Here is a 17502-nt window from a genome sequence, read left to right as displayed (position 1 = left end):
GGGGGGCGCGGGGGGGTGGGGTGGCCGCGGGCGGGAGCCCGCGCACGAGGCTCACCGCCACCGATGTTGCTGTCTTTCCCGCCGCCTCCCGGCGGCGCCACCCCACCCCGGCGACCTGCGGTCGCCGACCCTCCCCCTCAAGGGGAGGGTGGTGCGTGTGCCTCGGCCTATTCCGGCCTCAGCCCTTCTACCGGTTCCCGCCCATGACCCGCGTCTCCGTCCACGAGATCGCGGCGCAGATCCGCGACTACCGCAAGAAGCAGGGGCTGACGCTGCAGGACATCTCGGCGATGTCCGGCCTCTCCGTCTCGACGCTGTCGAAGATCGAGAACGGCAAGACGCGGCTCACCCTCGATACGGCGCTGGTCCTCGCCGGCATCCTCAAGGTTCCCGTCACCGGCTTTCTCGCCGAGGACGTGGTGCGGCCGACGGCGCGGCGCTCGATCACGCGGGCGGGCGAGGGGGTCGTGCACGACGTCAACGGCCTGCGCTTCGAGGTGCTCTGCGCCGACTTCAAGGAGAAGCGCAACTTCTTCTGGCGCGTCACCGTCTCCGCCCGCTCGCTCGACGAGGGCGGCGGCTGGCGCAGCCATCCGGGCGAGGAGTTCCTGTCGGTCATCTCCGGCACTCTCGAACTCCACACCGAGCACTACGAGACGGTGCGGCTCGGAGCGGGCGACTCGATCCTCTTCGATGCCACCATGCGCCACGCCTATGTCGCCGGCGGCGAGGGCGACGCCGTGCTGCTGATGTCGAACACCATCCCGCTCGACACCAGCGAGGAGGGTGGCGAGGCGGTTTAGGCGGCGCGGCGTGGTCGCGAGCGCGCTGTCGTCGACCCTTTGCGGGCGAAAGGTTTCGCAGCAATTTTCCATTTCGGAAAATTCGCTTGCCTCCCTCCGCCGGCGATCCTACCATCGCTGATGCCGTGGCGGAGGGGCCGGACGGCGGACGACGAGATCGGACGGGGAGGCGGGCCGGGTGCTGTCGGTCGAGCAGGTGAGCAAGCGGTTCGGCGGCGTGCAGGCGCTGCAGGACGTCACGCTCGTCTGCCGCCCGGGCGAGATCGTCGGGCTGATCGGCCCGAACGGCGCCGGCAAGTCCTCGCTCGTCAACGTCGTCACCGGCCTGATCGCTCCTGACGGTGGCCGCGTCCGCCTCGGCGACCGCGAGCTCGGCGGCCGCGGGCCGGAATTCGCCGCCCATTCCGGCGTCGCCCGCACCTTCCAGAACCTTCGCCTGTTCAAGCAGTTGTCCGTCCGCCAGAACGTCGAGGTGGCGCTCACCTCCGGCCGCCGGCACCGGGCCGACCGCGTCGCCGGGCTCTCAATCGACGCGCTGCTCGCCCAGCAGGGCCTGTCGGATCTCGCCGAGGCGCCGGCCGGCGTGCTCTCCTACGGCCACCAGCGCCGCCTCGAGATCGCCCGGGCGCTGGCGCTCGGCCCCGAGGTGTTGCTGCTCGACGAGCCCGCCGCCGGCATGAACGACCAGGAGACCGAGGCGCTCGCCCTCACCATCCGCGAGATCCGCGACGAGCGCCCGCTCGGCATCGTCGTCATCGACCACGACCTCGGCTTCATCATGGGGCTGTGCGACCGCATCACCGTCATGGACATGGGCCGCGTCGTCGCCGACGGCACGCCCGCGGCGATCCGCAAGGACCCGGTGGTGATCGAGATCTATCTCGGCACGGTGCACTGAAGCGCGCCCGCGCGCTGGCACCGATTTCGCACCCGTCGCAGGCGATGCTCCGCCCGCGGCGATCCGCAAAGGGAGAGGCCCCCGGCCGGCGCAGCGCCGACGGGGGAGACAAACAGGGGAAGCAGCCATGTCGCATCGTTCGCTCTTGCTCGGGACGGCCGCCGCGCTGGCCCTGTTCGCCGGTCCGGCGCTCGCCGAGGGGCCGACCATCAAGATCGGCCTCGCCGCCTCGCTCACCGGCGACTTCGCCCCCTACAGCGAGGCCGAAGGCGCCCGCTGCATGGCCGACCAGCTCAACAAGGCGGCCGGTCCCGACGATCCGAAGATCGAGATCCTGATCGAGGATTCCCGCTCCGACGCGCAGCTCTCCGTCTCGCTCGGCCAGAAGTTCCTGGACGAGAAGGCACAGGTCATCGCCGGCGTGCCGTTCCCCGACGCGCTGATCCCGATGTCGCAGATGGCCGCGAGCTACGGCGCCACCGTCTACTCCGCCCCGAACACCCAGGTGGAGATGCACGAGGTCGGCCTCGACAACTTCATCGCCGGCGCGGTGCCCGATCCGATGAACGCCGCCGCCGGCGCCGAGGCGGTGTTCGCGGCCGGTGGCCGCAACGCCGTCATCCTCACCTCCGAGGACGGCGCGTCCTGGTCGGCGAAGACGCCGGAGTGGTTCGGCGAGGCGCTGGAGAAGCAGGGCGGCAAGGTCGTCGGCAAGCTCGCCTATTCCTTCGGCACCACCGACTGGTCGCCCCAGATCGCCGAGATCAAGGCGATCGCCGAGAAGCCCGACGTCGTCTACGTCTGCGGCCCGGTGCCGGACGTCGGCATCCTGGTGCGCCAGCTGCGCTCGAACGGCTTCGACGGCATCGTCGCCGGCTGCGACGGCTTCGACGACCCCTCCCTCGAGGAAACGGTGGGCAACCCCGCCTATCTCGACAAGGTGATCTTCGCCACCCACGGCGTGATGGGCGACGGTGGCCGCATCGACCAGTTCATCGCCGCCTGCAAGGCCGCCGGCTACAAGGTCAACGGCATCTTCGACGCGCTCGGCGCCGACATGGTTCAGGTGGTCTACGACGCCGCCAAGGCCTCCGGCAGCGACGATCCGGTGAAGCTGCGCGAGGCGATCCGCGCCAGCGACGGCTCCAAGACGGTGATGAGCGACAACCTCTCCTTCAAGGAGAAGGGCGCCTATCCGGTGAAGACGATCCCGGTGATCGGCTTCAAGGACGGCAAGCGCGTCGTCATCGTCGACGCCGTGCCCGCCTTCGTCCCGTATCTGCAGTAAGCGTTCGCCTGCCGTGAGCGACCCGTCCGGCGCGGCCCATCCCGACCGCGCCGGACGACCCGCCGCCTGACGCTCCCGCCCTCCTGACGCATCGGACCGGCATGCTCGTCGTCGAGAACCTCGTCGTCCGCTACGGCCCGATCACGGCCGTGCGCGGCGTCTCGATCGAGGTCGGCGCCGGCGAGACGGTGGCGCTCCTCGGTCCGAACGGGGCCGGCAAGACCTCGATCGTCTCGGCCGTCATCGGCCTCGTGCCCTCGACCGGCCGCGTCAGCTTCGACGGCCGCGACGTCTCCAATCTGTCGCCGGAGGAGCGGGTGCGGTCGGCGATGACGGTAGTGCCGGAGGGGCGGCGCGTCTTCGCCAACCTGACGGTCGCCGAGAACCTCCGCCTCGGCGGCTTCGTGCGGCGGCGCGAGCGCGACCAGGATGCCGAGCGCGACCGCTACCTCGCAATGTTCCCGGTGCTGCGTGAGCGCCTCGACCAGCTCGCCGGCACGCTCTCCGGCGGCGAGCAGCAGATGCTGGCGATCGCCCGCGCCATGATGTCGAAGCCGAGGCTGCTCATCCTCGACGAGCCATCGCTCGGCCTCGCGCCGCGCATCGTCGCGCGCATCTTCGAGCACATCGTCGAGCTGAAGAAGTCCGGCATCACCATCGTGCTGGTGGAGCAGAACATGATGCAGGCGCTCGCCGTCGCCGACCGCGCCTACGTGCTCTCCACCGGCACCATCCGCCACGCCGGCCCGGCGGCGGAGCTCAGGGCCGACCCGCGGCTCGCCGATCTTGCCATCGGCGGACATTGAAGGGCGCGTGATGGACTACGCCATCCAGCAGATCGTCAACGCGCTCGCCTTCGGGTCGGAGTACGCGCTGCTGGCGCTCGGGCTCGCCCTCGTCTTCTCGATCATGGGCCTCGTCAACTTCGCCCACGGCGAGATCATCGCGGTCGCCGGCTACTCGGTCTTCTTCGCCGTGGCGCTCGGGCTGCAGTCGGTGCTCGGCGCCGTCACTATCGCCATCGTCATGGGCATCGTCACGGCGCTCGTCTTCGAGCGCGTCGCCTTCCGGCCTGTAAGATACGCACCGACAACGACCGGGTTGCTGACGGCCTTCGGCGTCTCGATCGTCGTGCAGAACATGCTGACGCTGTTCGTCTCGCCGAAGGCGCGCGCCGTTTCGGTCCTCGGGCCGCTCAACCAGACCTTCTTCATCGGCCCCTATGCGGTGTCGTCGCTGCAACTGCTCGAGCTCGCCGTCACCATCATCGCCATCGTCGCGCTGGTGCTCTTCCTCAACCGCAGCCTGCTCGGCCTCGCCATCCGCGCCGCGGCGCGCGATTTCTCGACCGTGCGGCTGATGGGCGTGAAGGCGAACCGGGTCATCGCCACCGGCTTTGCGCTGTCGGGCTTCCTGGCGGGGCTCGTCGCCGTCTTCATCCTCGCCCGCCGCGGCAGCGTCGAGCCGGACTTCGGCTCGGCGCCGGTCATCAAGGCGTTCGTCGCCTGCGTGCTCGGCGGCTTCGGCTCGCTCGCGGGTGCTGCCGTCGGCGGCATGGTGCTGGGCTTCCTCGACGTCGCCATCCTGGTGGCGCTGCCGCAGAAGTTCGGCGGTCTGCGCGACGCGCTCACCTACTTCCTCGTCGGTGTCGTGCTGTTCTGGCGGCCGCAGGGCCTGCTCGGCCGCACCGTCGAACTCGGCGACAAGGAGGTCTGAGTCATGGCCCCCGCCCAGTCGCCCGCCGCCCCCATGCCCGCCGACCGCTCGATGCCGCCGCTGCTGCGCTCGATCCTCGGTGGCCTCGTCGTGGCGATCCCCGTCGTGGTGATCGGCGTGCTGATCCTGTGGCTCGCGCCGCCCTACCAGGTGCGCATCGCCTTTGCCGGCTACGTCAACCTCGTGATCGTCGTCGGCCTGCAGATCTTCATGGGCAACGCCAACATCGGCAACTTCGGTCACAGCGCCTTCGTCGGCGTCGGCGCCTACTTCGTCGCGATCCTCGCGACCCCGCTCGCCGCCAAGAAGCTCTCCATCCCGAACGCGCCCTTCGGCCTCTCCCAGGTCGTGCTCGATCCCATCGTCGCCGCAGTCGTCGCCCTCGGCATCGTCGGCGTGCTGGCGTTGCTCACCGGCTTCATCATCGCGCGGCTGTCGGGCATCGCCGCCTCGATCGTGACGCTGTCGCTGCTGATCATCTCGCACGGCGTCTTCATCAACTACACCGACCTGTTCAAGGGCGCGCAGGCCTTCTTCGGCATCCCCGTTGTCATCGGCCTGCCGACGGCGATCGCGGTCGCGGTTGCGGCGATCGTCGTGGCGCGCGTCTTCCGCGACAGCCAGGACGGCGTGCAGCTGCGCGCCAGCGCCGACGACGTGCTGGCGGCGCGCACCTTCGGCGTCAACGTCGTCAAGCTGCGCTTCAAGGCGTGGGTGCTGAGCGCGCTCGTCTGCGGCGCCGCCGGCATCATGTACGCCTACTTCATGGGCGCGGTGATCGCCCGCGCCTTCTTCTTCCAGCAGGTGTTCCTGACGCTCGCCATGCTGATCCTCGGCGGCATGCGCACGGTGTCGGGTGCCGTCGTCGGCTGCGCCATCCTTTCGATCGGCCTCGAGGCGATCCGCAGCCTGGAAAGCGGCGCCACCGTGATGGGCGTCAAGCTGCCGGAGATGCTCGGCCTTTCCGGCCTGTCGCTCGGCGCCGTCATCGTGCTCGGCATGGCGTTCCGTCCGAACGGCATCATGGGCCGCCTCGAGCTCGACGAGCTCGCCGCCGGCTGGCTCCGGCGCCTCAGGCGCTCCTGAACCCTCTCCTCCCCCTCGCAAAGCGCAATGCCGCAAGGTTGAAGACGATGTCGTTCGAGACGTATGCCGCCGCCCGGCGCGACGAGCTGAAGGCCCTGAAGCTCGAGCTCGCCGATGCCGGCGCCGAGCTGATGCACGTCCACACCGCCGAGATGAACGGCGTCTTCCGCTCGAAGACGACGCCGCTGAAGCTCTCCTACGACGGCGACGCCCTGAACGGCATCCTGTTCTGCGTCGGCCATGCCGACGGCGCGCCGGTGGGCGACCCGGTGTTCGCCGGGCCGATCTCCAACACCGATAACGGCTTCCCGAACATCATGGCGCTCGCCGATCCGGCGAGCGTGCGCCATCACGGCTGGGACAAGCGCTTCGCCTCCGTCATCACCGACGCGTTCTGGCTCGACGGCCGACCCTGCCCGATCGACCCGCGCTGGGCGGTGCGCCGCCAGCAGGAGCGCGCTGAGGCGCTCGGCTACGAGGCGCGCTTCGCCGTCGAGTACGAGTTCGGCATCTTCCACGCCGACGAAGAGGCGATGCGCGAGGGCCGCTTCCGCGAGCTGAAGCCCTGGGGCAACTCCTACATCAACTACGACCTCACCCGCTCCGGCACCTACCAGGACTTCTTCGCCACCTACGTCTCGCGCATGGCCTCGATCGGCATCACCGTGTCGTCGGTTGTCACCGAATACGGCCACGGCATGTACGAGATCGCGCTCGGGCCGAAGACCGCGCTGGAGGCCGCCGACGACGCGGTGCGCGCCAAGCTCCACCTCAAGGAGCTCTGCGCCGAGCGTGGCCTGGTCGCCACCTTCATGACGCGCTTCCAGCCCCCCGGCCGCGAAAGCGCCTGCGGCGCCCACCACCACCAGAGCCTCTGGCAGGACGGCCGCAACGCGTTTGCCGGCGGCGCGAACACGCTGACGGATGTCGGCCGGCTCTATCTCGGCGGGCTGCTGGCGCGCATGGTCGACAGCCACCTCCTGTTCCGCCCGACGCTCAACACCTACCGCCGCATGGAGCGGCTGTCGTGGTCGCCGGAGAACGTCTCCTGGGGCTTCGAGAACCGCGCCGCGGCGATCCGCGCCATCACCACGCCGTCGGCTGGCGCTGCTCGCTTCGAGCACCGCGTGCCGGGTGCCGACGTGAACCCCTATCTCTGCATCGCCGCGATGCTCGCCGCCGGCCTCGACGGCATCGAGGAGAAGATCGAGCCGATCGCCATCAGCCCCGGCGTGCCGGCGATGGAGACGCACGAGGCCCTGCCCCGTTCGCTCGAGGCCTCGATGGCAGTGTTCGCGGCGTCGGACTTCATCGAACGGGTCTTCGGGCCGGAGCTCCGCCACCACTACGGGCTCAGCCGCCAGTTCGAGCTCGACGCCTTCGAGGCCTGGCGGGCGAGCCACATCAGCGACTTCGAGTGGCAGCGCTACTTCATGGGGACGTGAGCGGGGGGCGGCGGCGGCTCTCAGGCTGAGGGGCCCGCTGCCTCAAGGTCCCGCTTTCAGAGCAGTGACGGCCGGATCATGTCGGCCACGCCGCCGCTTCAGCGAATGAGCGTCGAAAGCGCCTCGTCGACTGTCTGCACCCGGCAATAGCCGCCGAAGGCCTTCAGCGCCGCGCGGTGGCGGGCGTCGGTGTGGGTGGCGCAGGCGTCCTCGGCGCAGACCACGTAGTAGCCGCGGTCGGCGGCGTCGCGCACCGTCATGTCGACGCACTGGTCGGTGAGGAAGCCGACGACGATGACGTTGTCGATGCCGAGATTGCGCAGCACGTAGTCGGCGTTGGTCGAGTTAAAGGCGCCGGACGACGTCTTCGGCATGAGCACGTCGTCCTCGCCCGGCGCCACGGCGTCGATGACCTTGCCCTCCCAGGCGCCTTTCGGGACGAGGATGCCGGAGAGCTTGTGGTCGAGCGAGCGGTCCCGACCGTCGCGCGTCAGCGCCTCGATGACGGTGTAGACGATCTCGCAACCGGCGGCCCGCGCCTCGTCGATCAGCCGCCGCATCGCCGGCAGCGCGCGGTCGTGGACGGCCGCCCAGTATTCCGGCTTCTCGTGCTGGTAGGCCGGCGTCACCTCGGAATTCTGCGCGTCGACGACGAACACCGCCGTCCGCTTCGGATCGAGGCGCTTGTCGCGCTTGAGGCGCAGCGGATCGAAGGTCTCGGTCATCGGAAGGTCCCCAGCCGCCGTCGTTCGGCGCGCCTCTCAACACCACGGCGCGGGACGGGGATCAAGAGCGGTGACGGGCGTTCTCCGCGGCGGCGAGTTTTCGCGTCGGCATGCCAGGCACAGCGAGTGCGGCCGGGCACAACGCGTGCTGTGGGCACGACGTGAACAATGAGGCACAGCGCGAACCCTCCCCCCTCGCGGGGGAGGGTAGGGAGGGGGGGCCGCCGCGGGTGCTTCGGTTCGATTGGGGCTGGACGGTGCCGCACTGAAATGCTGCGACCTGCGGAGAGCGGTCTGTCCGCCGCGCTCCCGCGCGGCAGCCCCCCTCCCGTCGCGCCTACGGCGCGCCGACCTCCCCCGCGAGGGGGGAGGGTTCGCGTTGCAGTTTGGGACCCAGGCTCGCGGAAACTCACCCCCGCTCCGGTCCACCCTCCCGCCCGCGGAACCGCCGCTGATACGCCGCGTCATACAAGGCACTGTCGCGGAAATCGTGCGCCGTGAGCGCCCGGCCGACGAGGATCACCGCCGTCCGCTCGATCGGGTCGGCCGCCACCTGTGCCGCGATGGTGGCGAGCGTGCCGCGGACGATCCGCTCGTCCGGCCACGAGACGCGCGCCGCCACCGCCACCGGGCAGTCAGCGCCGTAGTGCGGCACGAGCTCGGCCACCACCCGATCAAGCGCGTGGACGGCCAGGTGGATGGCGAGGGTCGCGCCGGTGGCGGCGAAGGCCGCGAGCCTTTCGCCCGCCGGCATCGGCGAGGCGCGGCCGTCGATGCGGGTGATGACGAGGCTCTGCGCCACCCCCGGCACCGTCAACTCGCGGCCCAGCGCGGCGGCGGCGGCAGCGAAGGCGGGCACGCCGGGCGTCAGTGTCCAGGCGATGCCGAGCCGGTCGAGCCGGCGCACCTGCTCGGCGACCGCGCTGTAGACCGAGAGGTCGCCGGAGTGCAGCCGCGCCACGTCGAGGCCGGCCGCGTCGGCGGCCACGTACTCCGCCTCGATCTCGTCGAGGCTCATCGGAGCCGTGTCGACGAGGCGGGCGCCGGGCGGGCAGTGGACCAGCATCTCCGGCGGCACGATCGAGCCGGCGTAGAGGCACACCGGCGAGTGGGCGAGGATGTCGCGGCCGCGCAACGTCAACAGGTCCGCCGCGCCGGGGCCGGCGCCGATGAAGTGGACGGTCATGGCAGGCGGACGGTCGTGAAAGGCGTACGGTCGGGCGATGCCATCGTCATGGCGGCGGCTCCCGTCGCGCCAGCGCGCAGGTGACCGGGCCGACGGCGGTGCGTGGCGCGATCAGCTTGCCCTCGGGACCGCAGGCGGCGAGCGCTGCCGTCTCGGAGGCCGAGGGCACGCCCATCAGTGCGATGACGCGGTCGGACGTCGTCAGGGTGCGGCCGGCGGCGGCCTCCAGCGTCTTCTGTGGCACCAGCACCAGCGGCAGACCGAGGGCGGTGGCGGCCGCCGTGATGCCCGGCTCGCCGCCCTTTACGGCCGGCGTGGCGAGCGCACCGACGTCGGCGCGCGTCAGCCCGGCGCGGTCGAGGGCCGCATCAAGGGCAGCGGCGACCTCGGCGCTGGTGACACCCTTGCGGCTGCCGATGCCGGCGACGATCACGGGGCGCCCTCCGTGTCACGCTGGCCGGCGCCGGCCGACGATGCCTCGGCGTCGTCGCCGGCCTCCGCCGCAGCCGGCTTCGTCCACGCCCACTGCGTCACCGGCATCGCCGCCCGCCAGCCGGTCATCCCGCCGACGGGGGCGGCGCGGGCGACCTGCAGGCGCACGAGATCGCCGCCGTGGGCAGCGTAGCGGGCTGCGAGCACCGCTTCGGTCTCCACTGTCACCGCATTGACGACGAGGCGGCCGCCTGGCTTCAGCGCCGCGATCACCGCGTCGAGCACACCGGGGTCGGTCGCACCGCCGCCGACGAAGACGGCGTCGGGGACGGGCAGGGTCGCGAGCGCCACCGGCGCCGCGCCTTCGACGAGGCGGAGGCCGGGCACGCCGAGGGCGTCGGCGTTGCGGCGGACGCGGCCGGCGCGGTCGCTCCGCGCCTCGATGGCGATGGCGGCGAGCGACGGGTCGGCGAGCATCCATTCGATGCCGACCGAGCCGGAGCCGGCGCCGACGTCCCACAAAAGCTCGCCGCGGCGTGGCGCGAGCGCCGACAAGGTGAGCGCGCGGATCTCGCGCTTGGTGAGCTGGCCGTCGCTCTCGAACAGGGCGTCCGGCAGCCCCGACGTCAACGGCAGGATCGCCGCGCCGGCGTCGGCCACGACCTCGATCGCGACGACGTTTAGCGCGTCGATGGCATCGAGGTCGAAGCCGCCGGCGGTCGTCGTGCGCAGCCGCTCGCGCGGGCCGCCGAGGGCCTCCAGCACGGTGAGGCGGGAGGGGCCGAAGCCCAGCGCCGTCATCAGCGCGGCCAGCGCGGCGGGGCCGGCGCCGTCGGAGGTCAGCACGATCAGCCGCGCGCCGGGGTGCAGGTGCGGCCGAACCAGCGCCAGCGGCCGGCCGTGGGCGGACAGCGTCACCACGTCCTGTAGCGACCAGCCCATCCGCGCGGCGGCGAGGCCGAAGGCCGAGGGCGCCGGCAGGACGGTGGTCTCGTCGGCCGGCACATGGCGGGCGAGCGTCGCGCCGACGCCGAAACACATCGGATCGCCCGAGGCGAGCACGCAGACGCGGCGGCCGCGCTCCGCCACGACGGCGGCACACGCCACCTCGAACGGGCTCGGCCACGGCCGCGCCGCGCCGCAGATCAGCGCGCCCGCGAGCTCCAGGTGCCGCCGGCCGCCGAACACCACCTCGGCCGCCGCGATCGCCGCGCGGGCGGCGGGCGTCAGCCCGTCGGCGCCGTCCTCGCCGATGCCGACGATGGACAGCCAGCGTCCCGGCCGGGCAGTGTCGGCCGCCGTGGTGACGGTCGCCGGAGAATCGACCTCCGGGGCGCCATCGACCGCCATCAGCTGCCGCTCAGGTCCGACCGCCGACATGACGACGCGCCTCCTCATCCTCGGCGGCACCACGGAGGCCCGCCGGCTCGCCGAGCGGATCGCCGATCGCGACGACATCCGCGTGACGCTGTCGCTCGCCGGCCGCACGCTCGATCCCGTGAAGATGCCCGTGCCCGTCCGCAGCGGTGGCTTCGGCGGCGTCGCCGGGCTCGCGGCCTACCTCGCCGAGAATGCCGTGGATGGGCTGATCGACGCCACCCATCCCTTCGCCGCGCAGATGTCGCGCCACGCCGCTGAGGCTGCCGCCCTCGCCGGCGTGCCGCTCGTGGCGCTGCGCCGCCCGGCGTGGGAACCGGTCGCCGGCGACCGCTGGACGGAGGTCGACAGCGTCGCGGAAGCCGCGGCGGCCCTCGGCGCTGCCCCGCGCCGCGCCTTCCTCGCCCTTGGCCGGCAGGAACTCGCCCCCTTCGAGGCGCTGCCGCAGCACGCCTACCTGATCCGCAGCGTCGATCCGGTGGAGCCGCCCTTGGCGGTGCCGGACGCCGTCTACGTCACGGCGCGTGGGCCGTTCGGCGTCGAGGACGACGTGCGGCTCTTGACGGAGCACCGCATCGACGTGGTGGTGTCGAAGAACGCCGGCGGAGACGCCTCCTACGCCAAGATCGCGGCGGCCCGCCGCCTCGGCCTGCCGGTCCTGATGGTGCGCCGTCCCGCCGTGCCGGACGTGCCGGCGGTCGCCACCGTCGAGGAGGCCGTGGCATGGGTCGATCATCTCGCCGCCTCGCGGGCGAATCGCGGCGTGTAGACGAGCGGCGGCAGGCCCGGTCGGTCGACGACGCGCGTCTCGGCGGTGCCGACCAGCACCAGCGTCGCCATGTCCGCGCGGGCCGCGTCGGCGTCGGCCAGCCGCATGATCTCGATGCGCTCGTCGGGCCGTGACACGGCGCGGCCGAAGACCACGGGCACGTCGGCGCCCAAGTGCCCGCGCAGCCGCTCCAACGCGGCGCCGAGCTGCCAGGGCCGTGCCTTCGAGACGGGGTTGTAGAGGGCGATGACGAAGCCGGCTGTCGCCGCCGCGTCGAGGCGGGCTTCCACCAGCGACCAGGGCTTCAGGTTGTCGGAGAGGTTGATGGCGCAGAAGTCGTGGCCGAGCGGCGCGCCGATGCGGGCGGCGACGGCCAGCATCGCGGTGACGCCGGGCACGACAAGAAGATCCACCCGCCGGAAGGCCTCTGGCCCCGCCTCGATCGCCTCGCAGACCGCCGCCGCCATGGCGAACACGCCCGGATCGCCGCCGGAGACGAGCGCCACGCTGCGGCCGCTCGCGGCCTCGGCGAGCGCCGCATCGGCGCGAGCGCGCTCTTCGCGGTTGTCGGAGGGCACGCGGACCTGGCCGGCGCGGGTGGGCACGCGGTCGAGATAGGGGCCGTAGCCGTAGAGCGCCTCGGCCTCCGCCAAAGCCGCCGCCGCCTGCGGCGTCACGAGGTCCGCCGCGCCGGGGCCGATGCCGACGACGGCGAGGCGGCCGGCGCTCCGGGCTCGCTCGCTGCCGGTCATGCCCGCCCCGTCCAGCCGGGCACCAGCACCAGCGAGAAATACGGCGCCTTGTCGTCGGCCTTGTGGGCGAGCCGCACCACCGCCCCCGTCGCCATCGTGCCGCGCTCGACGTAGACGGCGCGGTCGAGGAGGCCGGCGGCCGCGAGCGCCCGGCGCACCTTCGGCAGGTTGCGGCCGAGCTTCATGATCACGGCGGCGTCCGCCCCGGCGAGGCGACGGGCGAGGTCGTCTTCCGGCAGCGTGCCCGGCAGCACCGTGAGCACGTCGTCGCCCTGGGTGATCGGCACGCCGGCGAGCGACCAGCAGCCCGACATCGCCGTGATTCCCGCCACCACCTCGGTCGGGAAGCGGTGGGCGAGGCGGACGTGGATGTGCATGTAGGAGCCGTAGAACAGCGGATCGCCCTCGCTCAGCACCGCCACCGAGCGGCCGGCTTCGAGGTGCACGGCGACCGCGGCGGCGCTGTCCTCGTAGAAGCGGTCGATGGCGTCGCGGTAGGCGGCGTCCGCCTTCGGGATCTCGGTGGTGACGGGGTAGAGCAGCGGCAGCTCCGTGACGCCCGGGCGCAGGTGCGCCAGCGCGCAGGCCCGCGCGTTCGAGGCGTTGCCCGCCTTGGCGAACCAGGCGACGACGTCGGCGGAGGCGAGCACGCGCGCTGCCTTCAGCGTCATCAGTTCCGGATCGCCCGGCCCGACGCCGACGCCGTAGAGGCGGCCGGGGGAGGAGCTTGTATCGCCCGTCGGGACGTCGGTCACGCGCCGCATCCTCGGCCGTTGGGCCGGATCGCTGCCCCGGCTTCCGGCTCGCTCACAGCCCCGGCCTCGCAAGCGCGTTGACGGCGGCCGCCGTCATCGCGCTGCCGCCGAGCCGGCCGCGCACGACGATCCACGGCACGCCGGCCGCGTGCTCGGTCAGCGCCTCCTTCGATTCGGCCGCGCCGACGAAGCCGACGGGAATGCCGAGGATGGCGGCCGGGCGCGGCGCGCCGGCGTCGAGGCGCTCGAGCAGGCGGAAGAGGGCGGTCGGGGCGTTGCCGATCGCCACCACGGCGCCGGCCATGTGCTCGTCCCAGAGGTCCACCGCCGCCGCCGAGCGCGTCGTGCCCATCTCGGCCGCGAGGCCGGGCGTGCGCGGGTCGTTGAGGGTGCAGATCACGGCGTTGTCGACCGGCAGCCGCGCCCGCGTCACACCGCGCGCCACCATCTCGGCGTCGCACAGGATCGGCGCGCCGGCTGCGAGCGCCGCCCGCGCCGCCGCCACCACGCCGGGCGAGAACGCGATCACGGACGCCGCCTCCACCGCGCCGCAAGCGTGGATCATCCGCACCGCCACGTCGGCCTCCTCCTCAGAGAAGGCCGACAGGTCCGCCTCGGCCCGGATGATCGCGAACGAGCGCTCGTAGATGCCGGTGCCGTCGCGGACATAGTCGTAGCGGGGTGCCGTCATCGCGCCACCGATCCCGCCGGCCGGAGCTGATCTTCGCCTCGCCGCACCACCGCACTCCCCGCTCGCCGCGTCAGGCCGCGGCGCCGTCGTTCCGCCCGTTGTCTCCGCCGCCGCATCGCGCCGGTCAAGTGCGCGCGACGCGAACGGGGGGCCGGCGCTCAGACCTCCACCCCCTCCTGCGCCTTCACGCCGGCGGCAAAGTGGTGCTTGGTCGCCGCCATCTCGGTGACGCAGTCGGCGGCGGCGACGAGCTCCGGCTTGGCGTTGCGGCCAGTGACGACGACGTGCAGGCCCGCGCGCCGCCCGGCCAGCCGCGCCACCACCGCCTCCAGCGGCAGATAGTTGTAGCGAAGCGCAATGTTGAGCTCGTCGAGCACGACGAGGCCGAAGGACGGGTCGTCGAGGAAGGCCTCGGCCTGCGCCCACGCCTTTTCGGCGGCGGCGATGTCGCGGGCGAGGTCCTGCGTCTCCCAGGTGAAGCCCTCGCCCATCGAACGCCACACCACCCGGTCGCCGAACGTCTCGAGGGCGGCGCGCTCGCCACTGTCCCAGGCGCCCTTGATGAACTGCACCACCGCCACCCGCCGGCCGCGCCCGAGCATGCGCAGCGCCAGCCCGAAGGCGGCCGTCGACTTGCCCTTGCCGGGGCCGGTGGTGACGATCAGGAGGCCCTTCTCGACCGTCTTCCCCGCCACCTCGGCGTCCTGCACCGCCTTGCGCTTTTCCGCCTTCGCCTTGTGGCGCGCCGCCTCCGCCTCGTCGATGTCCCGGGTCATGAGTCCTCTCCGGCCCGGCCGACTCGATTGACGGCCGGCGTCCCCGTCCTGTACCAAATCCTCGACGGTCCTTCCCTGTTCGGAAGGTGAAAAGGGAACGCGGTGCGGCTTTCTTCGAGAGGAGAGCGCCAAATCCGCGGCTGCCCCCGCAACTGTGAGCGGCGAGCCCGCGTCGAAGGCCACTGGAACCGTCGGTTCTGGGAAGGCGGCGCCGGGCGGTGACCCGTGAGCCAGGAGACCTGCCGTCAGACCTTTACTCGTTGCGCCGCCGGTGGGGCGGCGACGGAGGATGACATGACGGAATTTTCGAAAGAACTCGCCGCCACCCGGCCACAAGCCCGCTCCGAGGCCCTGATCGCGGCTGCGATCGCCTTTGCGATCGGCGCGTTCATGGTCTTCGGCGTGGGCTTCGCCCATTCCGATGCGCTGCACAACGCCGCGCACGACACCCGGCATACGCTCGCCTTCCCCTGCCACTGAGCGGGCCATGCTCGGACGTATCCTGTCGGTCGGCTTGCTGGCCGGCCTTGCCGTGGGACTTGCGATCGCGGTCCTGCAGCACTTCTCCGTCACCCCCCTGATTCTCCACGCCGAGAGCTTCGAGCACGCCGGCGAGGCCGCCCATTCCGGCGTCCTGCACGATTTCGGCGACGCCAAGCTGATGCTCGCCCACTCCGTCGCCGAGCACGCCGACGGCGAGGAGGGCTGGGCGCCCGAGGACGGCCTCGAGCGGACGGCGTTCACGGCGCTCGCGACCCTTCTCGCCGGCGTCGGCTTCGCGCTGATGCTGACGGCGGCAATGGTCGCCTCGGGGGAGACGATCTCCGAGCGCACGGGCCTCGCCTGGGGCGCGGCCGCCTTCGTGGCGGTGGTGCTGGCACCGGCCTTCGGGCTGCCGCCGGAGCTGCCGGCCTCCGCCGCCGCCGGCCTCGACGCCCGCCAGCTCTGGTGGGTCGTCACCGTGGCGATGACGGCCGTTGCGCTGTTCCTGTTCCTCAAGGTCGACCGGCCTTGGGCGAAGCCGCTCGCCGTCGTGCTGGCGCTCGCGCCGCAGATCGTCGGCGCGCCGCAGCCGGCAGAGTTCACCTCGGCCGTTCCGGCGGAGCTGCAGGGCGAGTTCGCCGCCCGCTCGATCGTGCTCTCCGGCCTGTTCTGGCTCGCCATCGGCTGGGCCGTCGGCGCGCTCTGGCCGCGGTTCGCCGCGAGGACGGCACCCTGAGCGCGCTCGTCGAGGCCCCGTCGCCGGCGCAAGCCGGGGACGAGGCATCGGCGGGGCCCGCGGTGACGGCGCCTGCTGAGGCGGGGCCGCTGCAGGCCTCGGTGTTCGTCTGCGTCAGTTGCCGCCGGCCGCGCGCCGAGGGCGAGACCGCCGGCGACCCGGCGATGCCCCACGTCGAGCCGGGCCGCAGCTTCGCCACCGCGCTCGCCGGGGCGCTCGCCGAGGAACCCGGCATCGCCGTCGTGCCGGTCGAGTGCCTCGCCGTCTGCCGGCGCGCCTGCACCGTCGCCTTCGTGGCCCCGGAGAAGTGGACCTACATCGTCGGCGACGTCGAGGGCGAGGCCCACGTCGCCGAGATCGCCACCGCCGCGCGCGCCTACGCGGCGAGCGAGACCGGCATCCTGCGCTGGGCCGACCGCCCGCCCGCCTTCAAGAAGGGCGTTGTCGCGCGCGTGCCGCCCACCGCCTTCAGACCCGAAAGGGCTCCGACATGAGCTTTGACACCCCCGCCTCCGCCCGCCCCGCCGACGCCCCGCTCGCCAAGGTGCCGTGCACGATCGTCACCGGCTTCCTCGGCGCCGGCAAGACCACCCTGATCCGCCACGTGCTGGAGACGGCGAACGGCCGGCGGCTGGCCGTCATGGTCAACGAGTTCGGCGATCTCGGCGTCGACGGCTCGATCCTGAAGGGCTGCGGCATCGAGAGCTGCCCGGAGGAGAACATCGTCGAGCTCGCCAACGGCTGCCTCTGCTGCACCGTCGCGGACGACTTCGTGCCGGCGCTCGACGCCATCCTCGCCCGCTCGCCAGCGGTCGACCACATTCTCATCGAGACGTCGGGCCTCGCGCTGCCAAAGCCGCTGGTGCAGGCCTTCAACTGGCCGGCGATCAAGAGCCGCGTCACCGTCGACGGCGTCGTCGCGGTGGTCGATGGGCAGGCGCTCGCGAGCGGCCGCATGGCGATGGACGAGGCGGCGCTCGCCCGCCAGCGCGCGGCCGATCCCTCGCTCGATCACGACGACCCGATCGAGGAGGTGTTCGAGGATCAGATCGCCTGCGCCGACCTCGTCGTGCTGACCAAGACCGACCTCGTCGACGCCGCCGGGCTGGCGCGGGCGCAGGCGCTCGTGGCGGAGGCGCTGCCGCGCGCCGTCACCGTCGTGCCGTCGGCTCTCGGCCGCGTCGACATCGACGCCCTGCTCGGGCTCGGCGTCGGCAGCGAGGCCGACATCGAGGCGCGCAAGACCCACCACGACGACGAACTCGACCATGACCACGACGACTTCGACACGATCGTGGTGACGGTGGGCGAGGCGGCCTCGCCGGCGGCGCTCGCCGCCCGCGTCGAGGCGGCCGCGGCCGTCGAGGGCGTGCTGCGCGTCAAGGGCTTCGTGGCGGTGGCGGGCAAGCCGCTGCGGCTGCTCGTCCAGGCCGTCGGCCCGCGCGTCGGCCACCAGTTCGAGCGGCCGTGGGGGCTTGGCGAGGCGCGCACCAGCCGCCTCGTCGTCATCGGCCTGAAGGGCTTCGACCGCACGGCGGTGGAGGCGGCGCTGGCGGGGTAGGGGGGGCCGCGCGGCGCTGCCGC

General features: G+C 72.4%; 20 protein-coding genes and 1 riboswitch. Of the genes, 12 read left to right on the top strand and 8 right to left on the bottom strand.

What is annotated here, in order from left to right; translation table 11 throughout:
* Positions 1 to 203 precede the first annotated feature (203 nt).
* The 7 genes from RUR49_RS00995 to RUR49_RS00965 all read left to right on the top strand — a co-directional run bounded on the left by RUR49_RS00995 (position 204) and on the right by RUR49_RS00965 (position 7236).
* Positions 204 to 803, top strand: a complete 600-nt coding sequence (locus RUR49_RS00995) for a helix-turn-helix domain-containing protein (RefSeq protein ID WP_409144457.1) — start codon at positions 204 to 206, stop codon at positions 801 to 803.
* A 178-nt stretch (positions 804 to 981) separates the two neighbouring features.
* A complete protein-coding gene (locus RUR49_RS00990) occupies positions 982 to 1701 on the top strand; it encodes an ABC transporter ATP-binding protein (protein ID WP_409144456.1) in 720 nt (239 codons plus the stop codon).
* A gap of 127 nt (positions 1702 to 1828) precedes the next feature.
* Positions 1829 to 2989, top strand: a complete 1161-nt coding sequence (locus tag RUR49_RS00985; RefSeq protein WP_409144455.1) for an ABC transporter substrate-binding protein — start codon at positions 1829 to 1831, stop codon at positions 2987 to 2989.
* Positions 2990 to 3090: 101 nt separating this feature from the next.
* Positions 3091 to 3795 (top strand): ABC transporter ATP-binding protein, encoded by a 705-nt coding sequence (locus RUR49_RS00980; protein ID WP_409144454.1) that lies wholly within the window; start codon positions 3091 to 3093, stop codon positions 3793 to 3795.
* Positions 3796 to 3805: 10 nt separating this feature from the next.
* The gene (locus tag RUR49_RS00975; RefSeq protein WP_409144453.1) at positions 3806 to 4705 is read left to right on the top strand and encodes a branched-chain amino acid ABC transporter permease; all 900 of its coding nucleotides are present in this window, start codon (positions 3806 to 3808) and stop codon (positions 4703 to 4705) included.
* Positions 4706 to 4708: 3 nt separating this feature from the next.
* Entirely contained in the window at positions 4709 to 5791 is a 1083-nt protein-coding gene (locus RUR49_RS00970; protein ID WP_409144452.1) for a branched-chain amino acid ABC transporter permease, read from the top strand.
* Between the two features lie 47 nt (positions 5792 to 5838).
* Entirely contained in the window at positions 5839 to 7236 is a 1398-nt protein-coding gene (locus RUR49_RS00965) for a glutamine synthetase family protein (protein ID WP_409144451.1), read from the top strand.
* A gap of 98 nt (positions 7237 to 7334) precedes the next feature.
* On the opposite strand, the gene RUR49_RS00960 is transcribed toward RUR49_RS00965, so the two are convergent.
* The 4 genes from RUR49_RS00960 to cbiE form a co-directional block, all read right to left on the bottom strand.
* The gene (locus tag RUR49_RS00960) at positions 7335 to 7961 is read right to left on the bottom strand and encodes a cysteine hydrolase family protein (RefSeq protein WP_409144450.1); all 627 of its coding nucleotides are present in this window, start codon (positions 7959 to 7961) and stop codon (positions 7335 to 7337) included.
* 409 nt (positions 7962 to 8370) lie between these two features.
* A complete protein-coding gene (gene cobM / locus RUR49_RS00955; RefSeq protein WP_409144449.1) occupies positions 8371 to 9147 on the bottom strand; it encodes a precorrin-4 C(11)-methyltransferase in 777 nt (258 codons plus the stop codon).
* Positions 9148 to 9193: 46 nt separating this feature from the next.
* Positions 9194 to 9580: a cobalamin biosynthesis protein gene (locus RUR49_RS00950; RefSeq protein WP_409144448.1), complete on the bottom strand. Its 387-nt coding sequence runs from the start codon at positions 9578 to 9580 to the stop codon at positions 9194 to 9196.
* Entirely contained in the window at positions 9577 to 10929 is a 1353-nt protein-coding gene (cbiE, locus tag RUR49_RS00945) for a precorrin-6y C5,15-methyltransferase (decarboxylating) subunit CbiE (protein ID WP_409144466.1), read from the bottom strand. The genes RUR49_RS00950 and cbiE overlap by 4 nt, the downstream gene beginning before the upstream one ends.
* Positions 10930 to 10957: 28 nt before the next feature.
* Between cbiE and RUR49_RS00940 the strand changes: the two genes are divergently transcribed.
* Positions 10958 to 11725, top strand: coding sequence for a cobalt-precorrin-6A reductase (locus RUR49_RS00940; protein WP_409144447.1), 768 nt, complete (start codon positions 10958 to 10960; stop codon positions 11723 to 11725).
* Here RUR49_RS00940 and RUR49_RS00935 read toward each other — a convergent pair.
* The 4 genes from RUR49_RS00935 to cobO all read right to left on the bottom strand — a co-directional run bounded on the left by RUR49_RS00935 (position 11689) and on the right by cobO (position 14699).
* Positions 11689 to 12477 carry a precorrin-3B C(17)-methyltransferase gene (locus RUR49_RS00935; protein ID WP_409144446.1) on the bottom strand — a complete coding sequence of 263 codons (789 nt, stop codon included), beginning with the start codon at positions 12475 to 12477 and terminating at the stop codon, positions 11689 to 11691. The two genes, RUR49_RS00940 and RUR49_RS00935, sit on opposite strands and share 37 nt — an antisense overlap.
* Positions 12474 to 13241, bottom strand: a complete 768-nt coding sequence (locus RUR49_RS00930) for a precorrin-2 C(20)-methyltransferase (RefSeq protein ID WP_409144445.1) — start codon at positions 13239 to 13241, stop codon at positions 12474 to 12476. Before RUR49_RS00930 ends, RUR49_RS00935 begins: the two co-directional genes overlap by 4 nt.
* A gap of 43 nt (positions 13242 to 13284) precedes the next feature.
* Positions 13285 to 13923, bottom strand: coding sequence for a precorrin-8X methylmutase (locus RUR49_RS00925; protein WP_409144444.1), 639 nt, complete (start codon positions 13921 to 13923; stop codon positions 13285 to 13287).
* Between the two features lie 158 nt (positions 13924 to 14081).
* Positions 14082 to 14699, bottom strand: coding sequence for a cob(I)yrinic acid a,c-diamide adenosyltransferase (gene cobO / locus RUR49_RS00920; protein ID WP_409144443.1), 618 nt, complete (start codon positions 14697 to 14699; stop codon positions 14082 to 14084).
* Between the two features lie 48 nt (positions 14700 to 14747).
* Positions 14748 to 14961, top strand: a riboswitch (cobalamin riboswitch).
* Between the two features lie 32 nt (positions 14962 to 14993).
* Between cobO and RUR49_RS00915 the strand changes: the two genes are divergently transcribed.
* From RUR49_RS00915 to cobW, 4 genes are all read left to right on the top strand, one after another.
* Positions 14994 to 15179, top strand: coding sequence for a CbtB domain-containing protein (locus RUR49_RS00915; protein WP_409144465.1), 186 nt, complete (start codon positions 14994 to 14996; stop codon positions 15177 to 15179).
* Positions 15180 to 15186: 7 nt separating this feature from the next.
* Entirely contained in the window at positions 15187 to 15918 is a 732-nt protein-coding gene (locus tag RUR49_RS00910; RefSeq protein WP_409144442.1) for a CbtA family protein, read from the top strand.
* Positions 15919 to 15980: 62 nt separating this feature from the next.
* A complete protein-coding gene (locus tag RUR49_RS00905; protein ID WP_409144441.1) occupies positions 15981 to 16412 on the top strand; it encodes a DUF1636 domain-containing protein in 432 nt (143 codons plus the stop codon).
* Positions 16409 to 17479: a cobalamin biosynthesis protein CobW gene (cobW, locus tag RUR49_RS00900; RefSeq protein WP_409144440.1), complete on the top strand. Its 1071-nt coding sequence runs from the start codon at positions 16409 to 16411 to the stop codon at positions 17477 to 17479. Before RUR49_RS00905 ends, cobW begins: the two co-directional genes overlap by 4 nt.
* The last annotated feature ends 23 nt before the right edge of the window (positions 17480 to 17502 follow it).

Origin of the sequence: Pseudoxanthobacter sp. M-2 (genome assembly GCF_046156265.1) — a bacterium.
GTDB lineage: Bacteria > Pseudomonadota > Alphaproteobacteria > Rhizobiales > Segnochrobactraceae > CAMDHY01.
The sequence above is the reverse complement of the archived record's forward strand: the minus strand, read 5'-3'. Positions and strand labels throughout refer to the sequence as shown.